The sequence below is a fragment of the Marisediminitalea aggregata genome, assembly GCF_900129565.1.
Taxonomy (GTDB): Bacteria; Pseudomonadota; Gammaproteobacteria; order Enterobacterales; family Alteromonadaceae; genus Alteromonas; species Alteromonas aggregata.
Window position 1 is genome coordinate 125,472 of record NZ_FQWD01000004.1, and the last position, 19,490, is coordinate 144,961.

Here is a 19,490-nt window from a genome sequence, read left to right on the forward strand (position 1 = left end):
TGTAAATTGATATTGCCTGGTTTACCCGGCAAGCATACCAGTCAAAACCTGTGGCAGTTCAGTGGCTGCCACCGTGATTTGTTCACCATTGTTGCGCAATGGTTTAACGGAGACCTGCCCGGCTGCCATTTCGTCACTGCCAATTAACAATGCGACGACGGCGCCGGCTTTATCTGCCCGTTTCAGTTGTTTTTTGAAGTTACCACCGCCGCAATGCAACATAACACGCCATGCAGGTTTTTGATCACGCAGGGTTTCAGCAACCTGACTTGCATAAGCCAGTGTGTCATCGCCCATCGCGGTAACATAAATTTCTGCAGCGGCGTCGTTGGCCTCTATTTTATCCAGTGTTTCCAGTAGCAATACCAGACGCTCCAGACCTAAGGCAAAACCAACCGCAGGCGCAGCTTTGCCGCCCAGTTGTTCTACCAGACCGTCATAACGACCACCAGCACAAACCGTACCTTGCGCTCCCAGACTGTCGGTGACCCATTCAAATACGGTGCGATTGTAATAATCCAGGCCACGTACCAGCTTCGGATTAACTTCGTATCGGATTCCCGCTGCGTCCAGAAGTTCACACAATTTTTTGAAATGTGCTTCTGATTCCTCGTCCAGGTGATCCAGTAAAGAAGGGGCGTTAGCAACCACTTCCTGCACCTGAGGGTTCTTGCTGTCCAGCACGCGCAGAGGATTGGATTCCAAACGGCGCAGCGAGTCTTCGTCTAATTGCGACTTGTGCGCGCTTAAATAGTCAATCAGGGTTTGCTTATAAGCCTGGCGAGCTTCATTAGAGCCCAAAGAATTGATTTGCAGTGATACCGCATCCTCAATACCAAACAGTTTCCATAATCTGGCAGACAACAAAATCACTTCAGCATCGATATCGGCACTTTCTAAACCATAGGTTTCCACACCAAACTGGTGAAACTGGCGATAACGGCCTTTTTGCGGGCGTTCATGGCGGAACATCGGTCCCATATACCACAGGCGCTGTTGCTGATTGTAAATAAGACCGTGTTCATTACCGGCACGAACTGCACTGGCGGTACCTTCCGGACGCAGCGTCAGGCTATCGCCATTGCGGTCCTCAAAGGTATACATTTCTTTTTCAACGATATCCGTGACTTCACCAATCGACCGTTTAAACAAATCGGTACTTTCTACAATCGGTGTACGTATTTCCTGATAACCGTAGCTGGCCACCACCTGACGGATCGTTGCTTCCACTTGTTGCCATTTACCCGACTCTGTCGGCAGGCAATCATTCATTCCGCGGATAGCCTGAATTGTCTTCGCCACTTATTTCTCTCAAGCTTACATAAAAGCCCCGCATTATAGGGGCTTTAGCACTAAACAACAAACATTCTTGCCGATTATATCGGCACTGAAAAACGGCCTGCTTTAGTCTTTCTGTGTTACCGCAATGGCATTGCGTTCGTCCAACATTGCCGCTTTCGCACGTATACGTTTTTCCAGTTGGTCGACCAGGTCATCATTTGCCAAGCGCTCTTTCTGACGCTTGCCATCTAGGTAATAGCCACTCATATTGCGCGCGCCGGTAAGGCCCAGATCTGACACTTCCGCTTCACCGGGACCGTTTACCACGCATCCGATAATGGAGACGTCCATAGGCGTTAATACATCTTCCAGGCGCTGCTCCAGCGCGTTGACCGTACCAATAACGTCGAATTCCTGACGAGAGCAACTTGGGCAGGCAATAAAGTTGATGCCGCGAGACCGAATACGCAGTGATTTCAATATGTCGAAACCCACTTTGATTTCTTCTACCGGGTCGGCCGCCAGCGATACGCGCAGCGTATCACCAATACCTTCAGCCAGTAACATACCCAGACCAACCGCACTTTTCACTGCGCCAGCCCGCTGTCCACCCGCTTCGGTTATGCCTAAATGCAGTGGCTGGTCAATTTCTTTGGCCAACAAACGGTAAGCGCCAACGGCTAAGAACACGTCAGAGGCTTTTACCGATACCTTAAACTGGTCGAAGTTGAGCTTGTCGAGGATATCAACGTGGCGCATGGCGGATTCCAGCAAAGCTTCCGGCGTGGGTTCACCGTACTTTTCCTGTAGATCCCGCTCTAATGAGCCGCCATTGACGCCAATCCGAATAGGAATATTTTTATCGCGAGCGCAGTCAACAACCGCTTTTACCCGTTCGATATTGCCGATATTACCGGGGTTAATGCGCAAACAATCCACACCGTATTCCGCCACTTTCAGCGCAATGCGGTAATCAAAGTGAATATCAGCGATTAACGGGATATCCACTTGCTGGCGGATTTGCTTAAACGCTTCTGCCGCATCCATAGTGGGAATAGATACGCGGACAATCTCGCCTCCCACTGCTTTAATGCGATTAATTTGCGCAACGGTCGCCTCTACATCGGTAGTCGGTGTATTTGTCATCGACTGCACGGCAATGGGCGCACCATCACCAATTGGCACCTTGCCAACATAAATACGAGTAGATTTTCTGCGCGTAATAGGGCTATCAGCAAACATTATTGTTCCTGCATAGGTAAGTAAAACTTCGCGGTACGTTTGGGATCAAACCCAGACATATCGACCGCATCACCATCATAATCAATTTGTACAACATGGGGCGCGCCCAGTGTAACCTCGAAGGGCGGCAAACCCGATACCGACATCACATACCCTTCGGCTTTGATGCCAAAAGCCAGGGCTTCACCAGTTGAGTCTGTGACATTGACCCAACACTCTCCTGCAAAGGTAAATGTCAGTGCAACCTTGCCAGCTTCATCCCGACTAGTTTCCTGATTTGTTGCAGGTAGTGAAAGTCGGCTTTCCAGGTCTGAATCGGTAATGTCGCTACTGTCCTGCTCTTCTAAGGGTGCAGTGTTGGTATCTGACACTTCAGGTGTCGTAAGGGCTTCATCCTGGTACGTATCGTCTGCTACCGCTTCATCATCGTTCAGCAAGGCGTCTGACTGTTCGTCACTGTTTTCTATATACGCAGAATCATCAACATTGGTGTTTACAGCACTGGCGGCTGGCTGTGAGGCTGCTGACGAACTGCTGGTAGTCGATGTTGTGGTCGACGACGGGACAAAGTCGTCGTCGTTAGCAGGTTGCTGATACCACCAAACAACGACACCGGCCAACAAGATGAGCGCGATGATGTAAGTAACCATCATCCAGCGGTCGTCATGGGCCTGTTTAGCGACGCGCTTTGAAAAACTCTGCAGCTTGGCTGGCGGCTTTGGCGCGGTATGGTATTGCTCAAACAGGGCAATCAACTCTTCCGGGTTCAACCCAACGTTTTTGGCGTAGAGACGCACATACCCTTTAAAAAAGGTAACCGAGGTATTTTCATCTAAACGGTTTTCTTCCAGATCAGAAATAATATTGACCCGCAAAAACAGCTTATCGGCGATAGCCTGTTGTGAAAGCCCCTGCTTTTCCCGAGCTTCCCGTAATAATTGTCCCGGGCTTGGTGTGGCCGGCACGTGCTGTTCATCAGCTTCTAGCAGCTGCTCTTTATCCATTTATGTACCCAGATTACTGTGTCTGTTCAGCTGGCGGTACCAGCCATAATTTCGTTCCGATTTTGATAGACCCGTTATTGTCGAGGTTATTCCACGCTTTCAGGGTATCAAGCTTTATATTGTATTTCAGTGACAGCCGATAGAGGTTTTCTTTAGGCTGTACAATGTGAAACTTAACAGGTTCGGCAGCAACAGCATCCTCAGCAACGCTTTCTGCATCGGCAGCGTCATCAGTATTGGTGTCGGTTTCATTAGCGATGTCGGTAACGACTGTCGGCTGGCTATCCGCAGACTCTGGCTTAGCAACCGTATTGTCAGCAGCAGGTGTCGTTACTGCGTTGCTCGACTCTGTGCTGGCTTGCAAGTCTGCCACACTCACGGTGTCCGGCTTAACACTTTGCTGCGGCTTGGTTTTAACCTTAATCACCGGCTGAGGCAGTTTCTGTTGTCTGTCGATATAGAGTTTAGTTAGCGGGCTATCAGGATACATGGTTAACAGCATGTCGCCGTAGCCGTTCGCGGTTAATATGTCGCCTTTGCCCGTTGCTATTTCAATAGCCATCCACAGAGAATCAGGCGATACACGGGCGACTTTTTCGTATTTACGCAACGTTTGCTCAGCGAGGTCATACTGCTCGGTAGCAACGTACATTTCCGTCAAAATAAACAGTGTTTTTGCCCGGCCAGGCTGATGTTTGAGGGCACTGTTGAGGTATTCGATGGCATCTTCACCCTGCCCCTGGCTCTGAGCACACAGCGCCATGTTCTCGTAAGTCGCCGCTGAATTTGCGTATTGCTTGGAATTCACGGCCTGCAGGAAAAAGGTTTTGGCTTCTTCGTAGTCGCCTTGCTGACACAGAAACGCGCCATAGCTGTTGGCGATATCGGCGTTGCGTGGTGCCAGACTCATTGCGGTTTCGTATGCTTCCCTTGCCCGCTCTACCTCGCCGACGACCTGATAATAATACGCCAGCCCGTAATGACTGTCGGCCAGGCGTGGTGCAAACGACAAGGCTTTATCCAGATTCATTTTTGCCTGGGTATAGTTGCCGTTTTTCAAATAGGTCAGACCCAGTGAAATGCGGGTTTTCGCCGCTTCATTCTGATCGAACTCGGCGCTGAAATTGCCGCCCTGATTTTCGCTAACACAGCCTGATAACCACAGTAGCGTTACTAGCATTACTATTCTCATTGCGGGCGCTAACCTCTTATCGTCCTTTATATTATTGAGACATTTTTACCGAAATCGACTCGCCCTTCATCTGTTTTTTTAACATGCGCTTAGTCCGGTCTACGACATCACCGACTAATTGGCCGCAAGCGGCGTCAATATCGTCGCCTCTTGTCTTACGCACAATCACGGTAAAGCCATATTCCATCAGCACTTTGGCGAACCTATCGATACGCGAGTTACTGGAACAGGTATACGGCGAGCCCGGATACGGATTAAACGGAATTAAGTTAATCTTACAGGGCGTTTCTTTCATTACCTTGGCAAGTTGGTGAGCGTGATCGGTAGAATCATTGATTTGATTCAGCATCACGTACTCAACCGTAACCTTACCCTGGTTCGCCTTTGACTTGCTTAAATAACGGCGTACACCGGCAAGGAAAGTTTCAATATTGTATTTCTTATTGATAGGCACGATTTCGTTGCGCAACTCGTCATTTGGCGCGTGAAGTGAAATGGCAAGGGCAACATCTATCTGATCGCCCAGCATATCCAGTGCTGGCACAACGCCTGACGTGCTAAGTGTCACGCGGCGCTTAGACAAACCAAAACCAAAGTCGTCCATCATGATATCCATGGCTGGCACAACGTTTTTCAGGTTCAGTAAAGGTTCACCCATACCCATCATAACGACGTTAGTTACCGGGCGCTTCGCGGTGTCTTTAGATAAGCCCAATGTGGTGGCAACCCGCCACACCTGACCGATAATTTCGCTCACAGACAAGTTGCGGTTAAAGCCTTGCTGTGCGGTTGAACAAAAGGTACATTCCAATGCACAACCAACCTGTGAAGAAACACACAGTGTGGCGCGATCTGCTTCCGGGATCCACACGGTCTCCACTTCCTGACCGCCTTCCAAACGCAAGGCAAACTTGATGGTGCCGTCGGTTGCGTTTTGCTGATAGGCGATTTCAGGCGCAACAATTTCACAATGCTCAATGAGTTTCGCGCGCAGGTGTTTGTTCAGATTACTCATCTGCTCAAAATCACTGACGCCCTGCTGATAGATCCACTTCATGACCTGATCAGCACGGAACGGCTTTTCGCCCATCTCCGCGAAAAACTCGCGCATTCCCTGCCGATTTAGATTCAATAAATTCGTTTTAGCCATAAAGCACTTAACCTACTGTGAACATCGTTAACGTTGCAACCTGCATAGAATACCACGGGATAACCCGTGACGCACAGACGCAAAAGGGAGCCGAAGCTCCCTTTTTAATCAAAACCCGGCGTCTTATCGAGTGCGTGGGCAGATTTCTTCTTCAGAGAAGAAGTAAGCAATTTCGCGAGCCGCTGATTCAGGTGCGTCAGAACCGTGAACTGCGTTTTCGTCGATTGATACCGCGTAGTCAGCGCGCAGAGTACCCGCAGCTGCTTCAGCTGGGTTAGTTGCACCCATGATTTCGCGGTTTTTAACAACAGCGTTTTCGCCTTCTAATACCTGAACCATTACCGGACCAGATGTCATGAAGTCAACCAGAGCACCAAAGAAAGGACGCTCTTTGTGTTCTGCATAAAAACCTTCTGCTTGTTCTTTGCTCATGTGAACCATTTTAGAAGCAACGATGCGCAGACCTGCAGATTCAAAACGATTGTAGATTGCACCGATCACGTTCTTAGCAACGGCATCAGGCTTAATAATTGAAAAAGTACGCTCAAGAGCCATCTTCTGTCTCCGGTTGTAATAGTAAAAATTTTGGCCGCGAATTATAGGCAATCTTTTGCGCTGTGCCTAGGGGCACAGCAACAATTATCAAAAAATCTTCACAATTGGGGGAAATAGGCGTTTACGCGGTTTGCTTCGCCAGGGTTTGAATTTTGCCTACTATTGCGCGCAACCCATTGCCACGGGTAGGGGAAATATGACGTTCAAGGTCGAGTGCCTCGAAATAACCGTCAATATCAAAATCCAGAATTTGTTGGGGTGTTTTGTCGTTATAGGCCGCCATGACCAGCGCCAGCAGACCATGCACAATCACTGCATCGCTGTCGGCATCGAAGTGCAGTTTGCCCGCATCAACCGAAGTTACCAGCCACACACTGCTTTGGCAGCCTTTTACCAAACGCTCAGGGGTTTTCTGTTCGTCCTGTAAGCGCGGCAACGCCTTGCCCAGGTCAATAATATACTGGTATCGCTGTTCCCAATCATCAAAAAAGGCTAAGTCTTCAATGATTTCTTCGCTTGAGGGTAATGACATAATCGGGATTACTTTTCGTTGCTGAAATTAAAAAAACAGGCCGGCTTCAAGTTGCGCTTCTTCGCTCATCATCTCTCTGGACCAGGGCGGATCAAACACCAACTCTACCTTTACGGATTTAACATGAGGCACTAAGCCAACGCGATACTCTACATCACCCACTAATACCGGGCCCATGCCACAACCTGGTGCGGTAAGCGTCATATCAATCGTTACGGCGCCTTGCTCCTGGTCCAGCTTAACTGCGTAGATGAGGCCCAGAGACACCAGATTAATGGGAATCTCCGGATCGTAAATAGTTTCCAGCGCGTCCCAGACTTGTTGCTCAGCAATCTTTCCATCGGCGGGTACTTCAAAATCGAGCTCTTGCGGCTTTCTGCCTATCGCATCGGCATCTGTACCATCGATACGCAGCATGTTACCGCGCCAGGTAACCGTGTAGTTGCCGCCCAGATCCTGGGTAAGATTGACGAATTCGCCGCCCGGTATCATTACTTTTTCGCCGGAGGGGACTTTGCGTGACCGCACTTCGCGTTCGGTCACTACCATTTTTTGTTTCATTCTGCAGGGTTACCCGACGTTAAAGCTTTCACCACAACCGCATTCGTCCACAACATTCGGATTGTGGTACTTAATGACGCCGTTTATGCCTTCCTGTACATAGTCAATTTCGGTATTGCGAATTAACTGCAGGGCATCTTTGGCAACAGCAACGGTAAGCAGGTCTGATACGTTGAGAATTTCGTCGTCTTCTTTGCTTGCGTCGGCAAAGTCCAGCACGTAGGCATAGCCAGTGCAACCGCTGACCTTAGTCGACAAACGAATAATTTTACCCGGCTGCTTTGCCAGTTTTGATTCAAAGTGTTTAATTGCGCTATCAGTGAGCGTCACCACATCCTGACTGGGCACAAAGGTTTCAACGGTCATTGTATGCTCCTGTTAAGCCAACATGCTTTGTGCCTTGCGAAGCGCGACAAAGAACGCGTCCACTTCGTCAAGGGTATTGTATAAAGAAAACGATGCACGGGCGGTGCCATTTATACCTAATCGGTTCATCAGCGGCTGCGCACAGTTATCGCCGGTACGGATTGCCACGCCCTGGCGGTCCAGAATAAAGCCGACATCTGCCGGATGGGCATTATCCATAACGAAACTCAGGATCCCCACTTTGTTAGCGGCGGTACCGATCAAACGCATACCTTCGATGTCCTGAGCCTGCTTCATGGCAGCGTCAATCAAAGACTTTTCGTGCGCCTGAACAGCGGCCAAATCAAGGCCACTGAACCACTCAACTGCCGCCCCCAGGCCAATGGCGCCCGCGATGTGCGGTGTACCTGCTTCAAGACGATTTGGCAGATTACCCCAGGTTGCGGTTTGGTACGTCACATCGGCGATCATTTCACCGCCGGTTAGCCACACAGGCCAGTCAGCCAGAATAGATTTGCGGCCCCACAATACACCAATGCCGGTTGGGCCAAATAACTTGTGCCCGGAGAAGGCATAAAAATCACAGCCTAAATCCTGTACGTCAACGCCGCCATGAGCAATGCCTTGAGCGCCATCAACCAGCACCAGTGCACCGTATCGCTTGGCCATTTGTACCAGTTCTTTTACCGGATTCACGGTACCCAACGCATTTGATACGTGCGGGAAAGCAACCATACGTGTATTCGGGCCAAGGTAACTTTGGAACGTTTCGATATCCAACTCGCCGTTATCAAAGATGGGCGCAACACGAAGTGTGGCACCACTTTGAATACAGGCTTGCTGCCAGGTAACCAGGTTCGCGTGGTGTTCCATTTCGGTAACAACCACTTCATCACCGGCTTCCAGTTGTTTGGTCAGGCCATGGGCTACCATATTGATACTTTCGGTAGTACCCGCTGTCCAGATCACTTCTTCACGACTATTTGCATTAATGAACGAAGTAACCTGATCACGTGCTTTTTCGTATCTGCGCGTCGCTTCATCCGATAGCTTGTGCGCGCCGCGATGCACATTGGCATTCGTTTGCGTGTAAAAGCTCATTAGCGCGTCGATAACCGCCTGCGGCTTTTGTGTTGTCGCGGCGTTATCCAGATAAACCAGCGGCTTGCCGTCTACCTGTTGTGACAATATTGGAAACTGCGCGCGGATGGCCTGAACGTCGAAACTCATTTGACCTCCATGCTCACGAAGCGCTCACGCAAACGGTGTAGCAACCAGTCGCTTACGGCGGCATTTGGAATTTGTGTGATCAATTCCTGAATAAAACCAAAGTTCAGCATGATCAATGCCTGACTGCGGCTGATTCCGCGCGTTAACAGGTAATACAGTGCTTTTTCTTCGATTTCAGCCACGGTAGCACCGTGAGCACAGCGCACGTCGTCAGCGTAAATTTCAAGCTCTGGTTTGGTATTGACTACCGCACGGCGTGACAACAACAAATTGCGGTTGTTAAGTTCTGCCAGGGTTTTCTGGGCATCGCGGTGAATGTGAATCCGCCCATTAAATACCGCTTTAGCACGGTCACCTACAATACCGCGAGCATTTTCTTCGGTCGTACAATTGGGTACAGCGTGCTCAATGGTAGAGTGCAGATCGAAAAGCTCGCCTTCCGCCAACAAATAAATGGCGTTCAGGTTTGCATTCGCAAATTCACCTGTGTATTCCACATCGACGTCAAGACGCGACAATACACTGCCGTAACCAACGATATTGCTGGTTAACTGTGCTTTCTCTGCCACTTTGAAATGACAGCTTCCCACATGCATAGCTTGTTGGGTATACATGGCAAAGCGATAATGCTCCAGTTCAGCCTGGGCTTCCAGCACATATTCACTAACAAAGGTATTCAGGCTGTCTGCATCGCCGAAGCCATCTTCAATCACAGAGACTTTAGCACCGGCTTCAATATGCACCAGTACGCGTAAATGCTGATCGCCCGCGCTGGCCGCCAATTGGGTTAATCGAATTGGTGTGTCAATGACGGTATTAGCCGGTACATGAATGTACACACCTTCTGTCAGCAGGGCATCGTTGACCTGACCAAACAAATGATGAGATGGCTTAACCTGGCCTAATAGCGCCTGGATACTGGCTTGTTGTGCTTCATCTGCTTTTGAGAACAACGTAAAAGTTAGCCCTTCCGGCACCTGGCCTTGCTCATCGCTCAACTGATTGCCCGTAAAGGACAGGCTGTAAGCTTCAAGTCCGTCTATAACAGGCGCTGTAGATTGCTGTTCTGACGGCCCTGCCAGACTAACGGTGCGCTTTTCAACCGGCACCAATGGTGTGAAACGCCAGGCTTCCTGACGGCGCACGGGCCATTTAACGTTAGCTAACGCTGCTGTTGCTTGCTGACGATTGCCTGACAACCAGTCATTTTGACGTTGGCCTTCAGCAATTACTTCTGACAGCCACTGGCTCATGCCTCGCTCTCCTCGTAGGCTTTACCCAGGAACGCATAACCTGATTTTTCGACTTCCAGTGCCAGCGATGCATCACCGCTTTTGACGATTTTACCGTCGGCCAGAATGTGAACGAAGTCAGGTTTAATATAGTCAAGCAGACGCTGGTAGTGAGTCACAACGATAAAGCTACGCTCGCCATCACGTTGGCTGTTTACGCCGTCAGCAACCACTTGCAACGCGTCTACGTCGAGGCCTGAGTCAGACTCATCAAGAATACACAGTGACGGTTCAAGCAGAATCATTTGCATGATTTCGTTACGCTTTTTCTCACCACCAGAGAAACCTTCGTTAACGCCGCGCTTCAGGAAGTCCAGAGGTAACTGCACTTGTTTACAAGCTGCTTTGGCTTTCTTCAGGAATTCAGCGGCCGTAAGTGGCTCTTCTCCGCGGTGTTCGCGCAACGCATTAACGGATTCTTTAAGGAATTCCATGTTGCTCACGCCAGGAATTTCTACCGGATACTGGAATGCCAGAAACAAGCCTTCACGAGCACGCTCTTCGACTTCCAGTTCTAATAAATCTTTGCCATTTAACGTTGCACTGCCGTCGTTCACTTCGTAACCGTCACGGCCAGACAATACATAACCCAGCGTACTTTTACCGGCGCCGTTAGGTCCCATGATGGCATGAACTTCACCAGGTTTAATCTCCAGGTTTAACCCTTTGATGATTTGCTTTTCTTCAACACTGGCGTGTAAATTATTGATGGATAACATTAAATTCTTTACCCCACAGAACCTTCTAAACTAATTTCAAGTAGCTTGCCGGCTTCTACCGCAAACTCCATAGGTAACTCTTTAAAGACTTCCTTACAGAAGCCATTGACGATCATTGATACCGCCTTTTCTGCATCCAGGCCGCGTTGCTGACACAGGAACATTTGCTCATCACTGACTTTAGAGGTGGTGGCTTCGTGTTCAACAATGGCAGATGGATTTCGGCTTTCAATGTACGGGAATGTGTGAGCACCGCACTGATCGCCAATGAGCAGTGAATCACACTGCGTAAAATTACGTGCGTTATCGGCTTTTGGACCCATTTGAACCAGACCGCGATACGCGTTGTTACTCTTACCCGCTGAGATCCCTTTCGAGATGATGGTAGAGCGCGTGTTCTTACCCAGGTGGATCATCTTAGTACCTGTGTCGGCCTGCTGGCGTCCACGAGTCAGTGCTACTGAGTAAAACTCGCCAATACTGTTATCGCCTTTCAATACACAGCTAGGGTATTTCCAGGTCACTGACGAGCCGGTTTCTACCTGAGTCCACGAAATTTTCGCATCGTTATGACAAATGCCGCGTTTTGTGACGAAGTTATAAATGCCGCCCTTGCCGTTTTCATCGCCCGGGTACCAGTTCTGCACAGTTGAGTACTTAATATTGGCTTTATCCAGCGCAACCAGTTCTACAACCGCCGCGTGCAATTGGTTTTCATCGCGCTGTGGCGCGGTACAGCCCTCCAGGTAGCTTACGTGACTGCCTTCGTCAGCTACAATCAGCGTTCGCTCAAACTGACCGGTATTCTGTTCGTTGATACGGAAGTAAGTGGACAGTTCCATTGGGCAACGCACACCCTTTGGAATATAAACAAATGAACCGTCCGTAAACACGGCGCTGTTAAGCGCAGCGAAGTAGTTGTCGGTACGAGGAACCACAGAGCCAATGTATTTCTTAACCAGTTCCGGGTACTTTTGGATAGCCTCAGAAATAGGGCAGAAGATAACGCCCGCTTCTTCCAGCTTTTCGCGGAAAGTGGTTACCACCGATACTGAATCAAATACCGCATCCACGGCGACACCTGCAAGCATTTCCTGCTCGTGCAAAGGAATACCCAGCTTGTTGTATACGTCCAGCAGGTCAGGATCGACTTCGTCCAACGACTTCGGCTTATCCTTCATGCTCTTTGGCGACGAATAATAAGAAATCGCCTGGTAATCCACCTTTTCATAGTCGACATGGGCCCACTCGGGCTCTTCCATTTCTAACCATGAACGATAAGCTTTTAAACGCCACTCAAGCATCCACTCAGGCTCATTTTTAATGGCCGAAATACGTCGTATTACTGACTCGTCCAAGCCATTTTCGAAGGTATCGGACTCGATTTCAGAGTAGAAACCCGCCTCATATTGTTTCGACAATGCCTGTTCGATCTGATCGCTCATTGACTCATCTCACTTAACTGGTCTTTGATTGCACGCCTTTTGTGGGTGCGGTGTACCCGATAGTCAGGCTATCGGACGCCATGTATCCCTTATTTTTCGCGCGGTATTCTATAATACCTGAGTGTTTCACTCAACTATTGAGCGAAATACCTGTCATAAAGCGAATCCATTGCTTGCGTTATTTTTCTGTACGGCCATCTGGGGGCTGGGGATCTTGCACTATTCTCCCCCAAACTGCAAACCTTGACAGGCCACCCTACGCCAGAAGTATTACTCGTTAGCGGCTGGCCTTGCTCGCCTTAATCGTGTAACCACATCGATGACCGTTGATGCGGCAAAATCGATCTCAGCTTCAGTGGTAAACCGCCCTGCAGAAAAGCGGATCCCGGCATGCGCTAGTTCCGCGCTTCGCCCTAATGCAGTTAATACATAAGAGGGTTCCAAACTGGCAGAGGTGCAGGCCGATCCGGTTGAGATAGCAAGGTCGGCTAATCCCATCACCAGGCTTTCACCGTCTACGCCACCAAAACTGATATTTATGATACCTGGCACACGCTGAGTTAAATGGCCGTTAAGGGTAACCTCATCCAACTGACTAATTCGTTCCCAGAACGCTTCTGTTAACTGACGCAAACGTGCGCCTTCTTTCTCGAGTTGTTGACCAGCAAGTTCACAGGCCGTACCAAAGCCAACAATTTGATGGGTCGGTAACGTGCCGGAGCGCATCCCTCTCTCGTGGCCACCACCGTGCATTTGCTCAGCAAGTAAAGTACGAGGACGGCGGCGGACAAATAAAGCACCGATGCCTTTTGGTCCGTAGCACTTGTGAGCAGAAAACGACATAAGGTCAACGGGCAACACTTGTAGATCAATCGGCATTTTGCCCAGGCTTTGCGCCGCATCCACATGGAATACGATGCTGTGCTGACGACACAGGTTGCCGATGCCTTCAATATCCTGCACGACACCAATTTCATTATTGACGTGCATCACAGACACCAGAATGGTGTCCTCTCGCAAAGCATTAGTGATTTGCTCGACTGATACCAGCCCTTGTGCATCGGGAGCCAAATAGGTTACGTCGAAGCCCTGCTCCATCAAATAATCACAGGTGTCTACAATAGCCTTGTGCTCAGTGCTCACGGTAATAATGTGATTGCCCTTGCTGCGATACTGCTGCGCCGCACCTTTAAGCGCCAAATTATCTGATTCGGTTGCGCCGGACGTAAACACAATCTCCCGCGGATCGCAGTTAACCAATTCGGCAATTTGATTACGCGCCACATCTACGGCCTCTTCCGCCTGCCACCCAAACCGATGAGAGCGAGAAGCCGGGTTACCAAACGTGCCGTCCAGAGTCAGGCATTTAGCCATTTCACTGGCCACTGCAGGGTCAACCGGTGTGGTAGACGCATAATCTAAATAAATGGGGGTTTTAACCTGGCTCATTTACAGTCGAATGCTCACTTGAATTTCTTTGTCGAGTACCGAGCGCTGCTTATCCTGTCGACCGGCTACAGCCTGAACATCCCCTTTTGCCATTAATTCGCCCAGACTGATACTGTCCAGAAAATGCCCGATACGGTCACTGAGATCCTGCCACAAACTGTGTGTTAAACAGCGTTCGCCAGCCTGACAGTCGCCCTGCCCCTGGCATCTGGTAGCGTCAACGGATTCATCAACGGCTCGGATCACTTCACCAATGGCAATATTGAACGCATCACGTCCGAGTTTGTAACCCCCACCGGGACCTCGCACACTTTTGACCAAGGTTTCTTTTCTTAGTCTGGAAAACAATTGCTCCAGATACGACAGCGATATTTCCTGCCTGGCAGAAATATCTGCAAGCGACACCGGGCCTTGTTGAGAGTGGAGTGCCACGTCCAGCATGGCGGTCACCGCATAGCGGCCTTTGGATGTAAGTTTCATAGCGGGCAGCGATAGTCTAACATGGGAAAATTGTTCCATACCCGACTAAAATGGTCAAGTATAAAACCTAGTAATTTAGTCAGGTATTATAACGTAGCTTATGACGGCTTTTTAAATATGCGGGTCGAAGGCTTCATGCTTTTGTTGTTGTGTTTTGGGTGCAACAGGCGAGAGACCCGTGCAAGCGAAGTCTTCCTCAGACATCCCTTCCAGTTTATCGGTGTTAATGTTGCCGCCCAGGGTTTGTATAACCTGACACAACTCAACGATGCGTTCATCCATGGCATGGATGTGTTCGACCATGACCCCCATTGCACTGGCAACAGGATCCGGATTGTCGCTGGCAACAGCATACGCATCGAAGCCGTATTTTGCGGCGATTTCATTGCGCTTATTCTCGCTGCCTTCGCGGTTAACTGGTGCAGATTGCACAATCCGTCCCGGAATACCGACAACCGTGGCGCCAGCTGGCGTATCTTTTACCACCACGGAATTCGAACCTATTTTAGCACCTTCGCCTATTTCGATTGGACCAAGTACTTTTGCCCCCGCCCCTACAACGACATTGTTGCATAAGGTTGGGTGACGCTTACCGGCTTTCCAGCTTGTTCCGCCGAGCGTCACGCCGTGATACAGGGTCACGTCATCACCAATTTCCGCCGTTTCACCGATGACAACGCCCATACCATGGTCAATAAAAAACCGCTTGCCGATAGTTGCGCCCGGGTGGATTTCTATGCCCGTCAGCCAGCGACTAAACGTCGATAAGGTTCTTGCCAGCCATTTTAATTCCATCTTCCAGAGTTTGTGGCTCACGCGATGAAACCAGACTGCGTGTAAGCCCGGGTAGTTAGTCAGGACTTCAAAGGTATTTCTGGCTGCGGGATCCCGATCAAAGACACCGGCAATGTCCTCCTTGATGCGCGCGAACATCACTTTTCCCCGCTGGATTTATCGATAGCCGCGAGAATACCACGAAGAATGTTCAACTCCTGCGCTTCTGGTCTGGCGCGATTAAACAACCTACGTAAGCGGGTCATCACAATGCCTGGGTGATTTTCATTAATAAACTTCACATTGCTTAGCGTGGATTCCAGATGCACATAAAAACGCTCAAGATCTTCACTTAGCGGATATTCAGACTCTTCCTGAGGAATACGCGTTTTGTTGAGATAGGCCATGCGAATTTCATAACACAGGGTTTGCACGGCAGCTGCCAGATTCAGTGAGCTGTAATCCGGGTTAGCGGGAATGCACACATGGAAGTGGCACTGCTGCAATTCTTCGTTGGTCAGACCGTTATTTTCCCGACCGAAAACGAGGGCAACCGGGTACTGACCAACCTCAGCAACGAGTTTTTCTCCACACTCACGCGGCTCTAGCATTGGCCAGCTCAATGTTCTGGAACGGGCCGATGTACCAACAACGAGTCCGCAGTCTGCAACAGCTTCACTCAGCGTTTTTACAATTTTCGCATTAGCCAGCACATCACCTGCACCAGCGGCTAGCGCACTGGCCTGGCCGTCAGGTTCATCTACCGGGTCTACCAAATACAACTGACTCAACCCCATGGTCTTCATTGCCCTTGCCGCCGAGCCAATGTTGCCCGTATGAGACGTGTTAACCAGGATAATTCTTATCTGTTCAAGCATGTGTAAATCGTTGTTAGCCTTTAATTGGCCGAGAGTGTAGCACAGCAGTGTCGAATTCGCAGCGGTAGGCTGACTTCGTTTACAAGCCGTATTGAAATCTACGCCTGTAACGATTGGTGAACTTTTGTTCAACCTGATATTGCGAATCACATTGCATTATTGGAAGTAACTGGTACACTGCGCGCCGTTTTCTATTCGATCTTTTACAATTGGTGGTTCCTAATGCATCCGATGCTTAACATTGCGGTGCGCGCAGCGCGCGTGGCTGGCTCTATTATTGTGCGTGGTTTTGAAAACCGGGCTGAGCTGGTAAAAGAAGTCAAAGGCAGTAACGACTATGTTACGCAAATCGACAAAGAAGCCGAAATGGCAATCATTCATAAGATTCAACAGTCTTATCCTGCTCATAGCTTCCTGGGTGAAGAAAGCGGTGAAGTGGTTGGAGAAGCGCCGGAGTTTCAGTGGATCATTGACCCACTGGATGGAACGACCAATTTCATTAAAGGCATCCCACACTTTGCAGTGTCTATAGCCTTACTTCACAAAGGCCGTCTGGACCAGGCAGTCGTATTCGACCCTATTCGCGGGGAGCTATTCACTGCGTCTCGCGGCCAGGGGGCACAATTAAACGGCTACCGTATTCGTGCGACCAAACCAAGAGACATGTCTGAAACCGTGCTAGCGACCGGTTTACCCTTCAAAAACAAAAGTCAGTACGCAGATTATGCTGTGCGTTTAAACAAGATTTTCCACGATTGCGGTGATATTCGTCGTGCAGGCAGTGCTGCACTGGACCTGGCGTATGTAGCCGCGGGTCGTCACGACGGTTATTGGGAGCGAGGCATCAAGCCCTGGGATATTGCTGCGGGTGAATTGCTGGTTCGTGAATCTGGCGGTTTGGTAACGGATTTTTCTGGCGGTAATGATCCGCTTTATAAAGGCGAGATTGTTGCAGGTAGCGTGAAAGTCGTTCAAGGCTTAGTGAAGCATCTGAAAGCCTAATCGGTCTTTACTAAAAACTAAAAGTAAAAAGCCTCCGTATCGGAGGCTTTTTTCGTTAATGGGTAGTGTTAACCGTTTAATGATGCAAGGTACTCTTTGAACTCTGCACCTAGAGAAGGGTGACGCAATGCGTATTCAACATTGGCTTTCATATAACCCAGCTTACTGCCACAGTCATGGCTCTTGCCCTTCATATAGTAAGCATCGACCTGCTCGACTTTCATTAATGAAGAGATGGCGTCAGTCAATTGAATTTCACCGCCTGCACCTGGTGGGGTGAACTCAAGTAGTGACCAGATTTCCTGAGAAAGAACATAACGACCAACAACAGCCAAATCTGATGGCGCTTCCTCAAGCGGTGGCTTCTCAACCATATCATAAATCTTTGCAGATTCGCCCGGCTTAATTGAAGCGCCTTCCAAATCAACGATACCGAATTTTGAAATGCTTTCCTGAGGAACTTGCTCAACCATAACCTGGCTCACGCGACTGGTGTTAAATCGGGAAACCATTTCGGCTAGGTTGTCTTTTTTAGGGTTGCTGGTGTACTCATCAATGATGACGTCTGGCAATACAACTGCAAAAGGATCATCACCGACCATTGGGTGTGCACACATAATTGCGTGACCCAAGCCCTTCGCCGCGCCCTGACGAACGTGCATAATGGTCACGTCCTTCGGACAAATAGACTGTACTTCTTCAAGTAACTGACGTTTAACACGCTGCTCAAGGGTTGTTTCAAGTTCGAACGACGTATCAAAGTGGTTTTCGATACTGTTTTTACTGGCATGTGTAACCAGAATAATTTCTTTTAAACCCGCCTGAACGCACTCGTTGACTACGTACTGGATCAAAGGCTTATCTACCACAGGCAACATTTCTTTTGGGATGGCCTTGGTGGCGGGCAACATACGCGTGCCCAGACCGGCTACAGGTATGACGGCTTTTTTTACCTGACTCATAGTTTTTGTCCTTTTATTGAAAGTCCTCGACCTATCGCATAGTAATGCAATCCGTATTCCGACATGGTTTTCGGATCATATAAATTACGACCGTCGAATATCAGCGGTAGCGATAGTTTTTCTTTTATTAAATCAAAATCAGGAGCGCGAAACGATTGCCACTCAGTACAAACAACCAGGAAATCCGCGCCATCAAGCGCCGCTTCTTTCGTTCCGGTAAGTTTCAGGTCGGCACGGCTGCCGTAAATACGCTGAGTTTCTTCCATGGCTTCAGGGTCAAAGGCTTGCACCGTTGCTCCTTTTTCCCATAAGAGCTCCATTAACACACGGCTTGATGCTTCGCGCATGTCATCGGTATTCGGTTTGAATGATAGTCCCCACAGCGCGACAGTTTTACCTGCCACATCGCCATCAAAGTGACTCATAATATATTCGAATAACTTTTCTTTTTGAGAGTAGTTTACGGCTTCGACTGACTCCAGAATTTTTGCTTCATAACCGACCTGATTTGCACTACGAATGAGCGCTTGCACATCTTTGGGGAAACAAGAACCACCGTAACCACAGCCCGGATAAATGAATTGATAGCCGATACGTGGGTCAGAACCGATACCCCGGCGCACGTTTTCGATATCTGCACCAAAATGTTCAGCCAGGTTTGCCATTTCGTTCATAAAGCTGATTTTTGTCGCCAGCATACAGTTCGCTGCATACTTCGTTAGCTCAGCAGAACGGATATCCATAGTAATGACTTTGTCGTGGTTACGGTTAAACGGCGCGTATAATTCACGCAGTTTTTTCTCTGCTTTTTCGCTATCTGTACCAAGTACAATACGATCAGGTCGCATACAGTCATTGACTGCAGCCCCTTCTTTCAAAAATTCAGGGTTAGACACTACGTCGAAGGTGGTTGATTTGCCTAATTCCGCAAGCGTTTCGGTCACTTTGCCTTTTACTTTGTCCGCGGTACCAACCGGCACGGTTGACTTGTTTATAATGATTTTATGATTTTGCATATGGGTGGCGATAGTGGTTGCCACTGCAAGTACATATTTTAAGTCAGCCGAGCCGTCTTCATCCGGTGGCGTACCTACGGCTATGAAAATCAGCTCGCCGTGTTCAACACCACGCTGCGCGTCAGTGGTGAAATCGACACGTCCACCTTCATAATTACTGGTGACAAGCGGGGTAAGGCCAGGCTCATAGATAGGGATGATACCTTTTTTCAGGTTATCAACTTTGTTCTGGTCCACATCCACACAAACCACATCGTGACCAACTTCGGCCAAAACCGCGGCTTGTACTAAACCAACATACCCAATTCCAAATACTGTTACCTTCACTTGTTCATTTCCTTTATATTTTACAATCGCACC

At 49.1% G+C, this 19,490-nt stretch carries 20 protein-coding genes; 1 reads left to right on the plus strand and 19 read right to left on the minus strand.

Translation table 11 applies throughout. The features are described from left to right. Positions 1 to 21: 21 nt before the first annotated feature. From hisS to trmJ, 17 genes are all read right to left on the minus strand, one after another. Positions 22 to 1,302 (minus strand): histidine--tRNA ligase, encoded by a 1,281-nt coding sequence (gene hisS, locus BUB81_RS12105; RefSeq protein WP_073323081.1) that lies wholly within the window; start codon positions 1,300 to 1,302, stop codon positions 22 to 24. A 102-nt stretch (positions 1,303 to 1,404) separates the two neighbouring features. Beyond that, positions 1,405 to 2,523, minus strand: a complete 1,119-nt coding sequence (gene ispG / locus BUB81_RS12110) for a flavodoxin-dependent (E)-4-hydroxy-3-methylbut-2-enyl-diphosphate synthase (protein WP_073323083.1) — start codon at positions 2,521 to 2,523, stop codon at positions 1,405 to 1,407. Further along, positions 2,523 to 3,527 carry a RodZ domain-containing protein gene (locus BUB81_RS12115; protein WP_073323085.1) on the minus strand — a complete coding sequence of 335 codons (1,005 nt, stop codon included), beginning with the start codon at positions 3,525 to 3,527 and terminating at the stop codon, positions 2,523 to 2,525. Before BUB81_RS12115 ends, ispG begins: the two co-directional genes overlap by 1 nt. A 13-nt stretch (positions 3,528 to 3,540) precedes the next feature. Next, on the minus strand, positions 3,541 to 4,707 hold the full coding sequence (gene pilW / locus BUB81_RS12120) for a type IV pilus biogenesis/stability protein PilW (protein WP_245819192.1): 1,167 nt from the start codon (positions 4,705 to 4,707) through the stop codon (positions 3,541 to 3,543). Between the two features lie 43 nt (positions 4,708 to 4,750). Further along, complete coding sequence (gene rlmN / locus BUB81_RS12125; RefSeq protein WP_073323089.1) at positions 4,751 to 5,869, minus strand: dual-specificity RNA methyltransferase RlmN; 1,119 nt, start codon at positions 5,867 to 5,869, stop codon at positions 4,751 to 4,753. A gap of 123 nt (positions 5,870 to 5,992) precedes the next feature. Continuing rightward, positions 5,993 to 6,424, minus strand: a complete 432-nt coding sequence (gene ndk / locus BUB81_RS12130) for a nucleoside-diphosphate kinase (protein WP_073323091.1) — start codon at positions 6,422 to 6,424, stop codon at positions 5,993 to 5,995. A gap of 121 nt (positions 6,425 to 6,545) precedes the next feature. Beyond that, positions 6,546 to 6,956: a SufE family protein gene (locus BUB81_RS12135; protein ID WP_073323093.1), complete on the minus strand. Its 411-nt coding sequence runs from the start codon at positions 6,954 to 6,956 to the stop codon at positions 6,546 to 6,548. A 27-nt stretch (positions 6,957 to 6,983) separates the two neighbouring features. After that, a complete protein-coding gene (gene sufT, locus BUB81_RS12140; protein WP_073323096.1) occupies positions 6,984 to 7,517 on the minus strand; it encodes a putative Fe-S cluster assembly protein SufT in 534 nt (177 codons plus the stop codon). A gap of 9 nt (positions 7,518 to 7,526) precedes the next feature. After that, positions 7,527 to 7,883: a HesB/IscA family protein gene (locus tag BUB81_RS12145; RefSeq protein ID WP_073323100.1), complete on the minus strand. Its 357-nt coding sequence runs from the start codon at positions 7,881 to 7,883 to the stop codon at positions 7,527 to 7,529. A gap of 12 nt (positions 7,884 to 7,895) precedes the next feature. Further along, positions 7,896 to 9,113 (minus strand): aminotransferase class V-fold PLP-dependent enzyme, encoded by a 1,218-nt coding sequence (locus BUB81_RS12150; protein ID WP_073323104.1) that lies wholly within the window; start codon positions 9,111 to 9,113, stop codon positions 7,896 to 7,898. Continuing rightward, positions 9,110 to 10,366, minus strand: coding sequence for a Fe-S cluster assembly protein SufD (gene sufD, locus BUB81_RS12155; protein ID WP_073323108.1), 1,257 nt, complete (start codon positions 10,364 to 10,366; stop codon positions 9,110 to 9,112). The genes BUB81_RS12150 and sufD overlap by 4 nt, the downstream gene beginning before the upstream one ends. Continuing rightward, complete coding sequence (gene sufC / locus BUB81_RS12160; RefSeq protein WP_073323110.1) at positions 10,363 to 11,124, minus strand: Fe-S cluster assembly ATPase SufC; 762 nt, start codon at positions 11,122 to 11,124, stop codon at positions 10,363 to 10,365. The genes sufD and sufC overlap by 4 nt, the downstream gene beginning before the upstream one ends. Positions 11,125 to 11,132: 8 nt before the next feature. After that, positions 11,133 to 12,569 (minus strand): Fe-S cluster assembly protein SufB, encoded by a 1,437-nt coding sequence (sufB, locus tag BUB81_RS12165; RefSeq protein WP_073323113.1) that lies wholly within the window; start codon positions 12,567 to 12,569, stop codon positions 11,133 to 11,135. Between the two features lie 270 nt (positions 12,570 to 12,839). After that, positions 12,840 to 14,018, minus strand: a complete 1,179-nt coding sequence (locus BUB81_RS12170) for an IscS subfamily cysteine desulfurase (RefSeq protein WP_073323117.1) — start codon at positions 14,016 to 14,018, stop codon at positions 12,840 to 12,842. Continuing rightward, positions 14,019 to 14,498, minus strand: coding sequence for a Fe-S cluster assembly transcriptional regulator IscR (gene iscR, locus BUB81_RS12175; protein ID WP_073323121.1), 480 nt, complete (start codon positions 14,496 to 14,498; stop codon positions 14,019 to 14,021). It abuts the gene before it with no gap. A gap of 111 nt (positions 14,499 to 14,609) precedes the next feature. Further along, a complete protein-coding gene (gene cysE, locus BUB81_RS12180; protein ID WP_073323125.1) occupies positions 14,610 to 15,431 on the minus strand; it encodes a serine O-acetyltransferase in 822 nt (273 codons plus the stop codon). Continuing rightward, positions 15,431 to 16,150 (minus strand): tRNA (cytosine(32)/uridine(32)-2'-O)-methyltransferase TrmJ, encoded by a 720-nt coding sequence (trmJ, locus tag BUB81_RS12185; RefSeq protein WP_073323128.1) that lies wholly within the window; start codon positions 16,148 to 16,150, stop codon positions 15,431 to 15,433. Before trmJ ends, cysE begins: the two co-directional genes overlap by 1 nt. Before the next feature lie 222 nt (positions 16,151 to 16,372). Between trmJ and suhB the strand changes: the two genes are divergently transcribed. Further along, complete coding sequence (gene suhB, locus BUB81_RS12190; protein WP_073323130.1) at positions 16,373 to 17,152, plus strand: inositol-1-monophosphatase; 780 nt, start codon at positions 16,373 to 16,375, stop codon at positions 17,150 to 17,152. A 68-nt stretch (positions 17,153 to 17,220) separates the two neighbouring features. Here suhB and galU read toward each other — a convergent pair whose 3' ends face one another. Both galU and BUB81_RS12200 read right to left on the minus strand, forming a co-directional pair. After that, entirely contained in the window at positions 17,221 to 18,114 is an 894-nt protein-coding gene (gene galU / locus BUB81_RS12195) for a UTP--glucose-1-phosphate uridylyltransferase GalU (protein ID WP_073323132.1), read from the minus strand. Then, positions 18,111 to 19,457 carry a UDP-glucose dehydrogenase family protein gene (locus BUB81_RS12200; RefSeq protein WP_073323134.1) on the minus strand — a complete coding sequence of 449 codons (1,347 nt, stop codon included), beginning with the start codon at positions 19,455 to 19,457 and terminating at the stop codon, positions 18,111 to 18,113. The genes galU and BUB81_RS12200 overlap by 4 nt, the downstream gene beginning before the upstream one ends. Positions 19,458 to 19,490 lie beyond the last annotated feature (33 nt).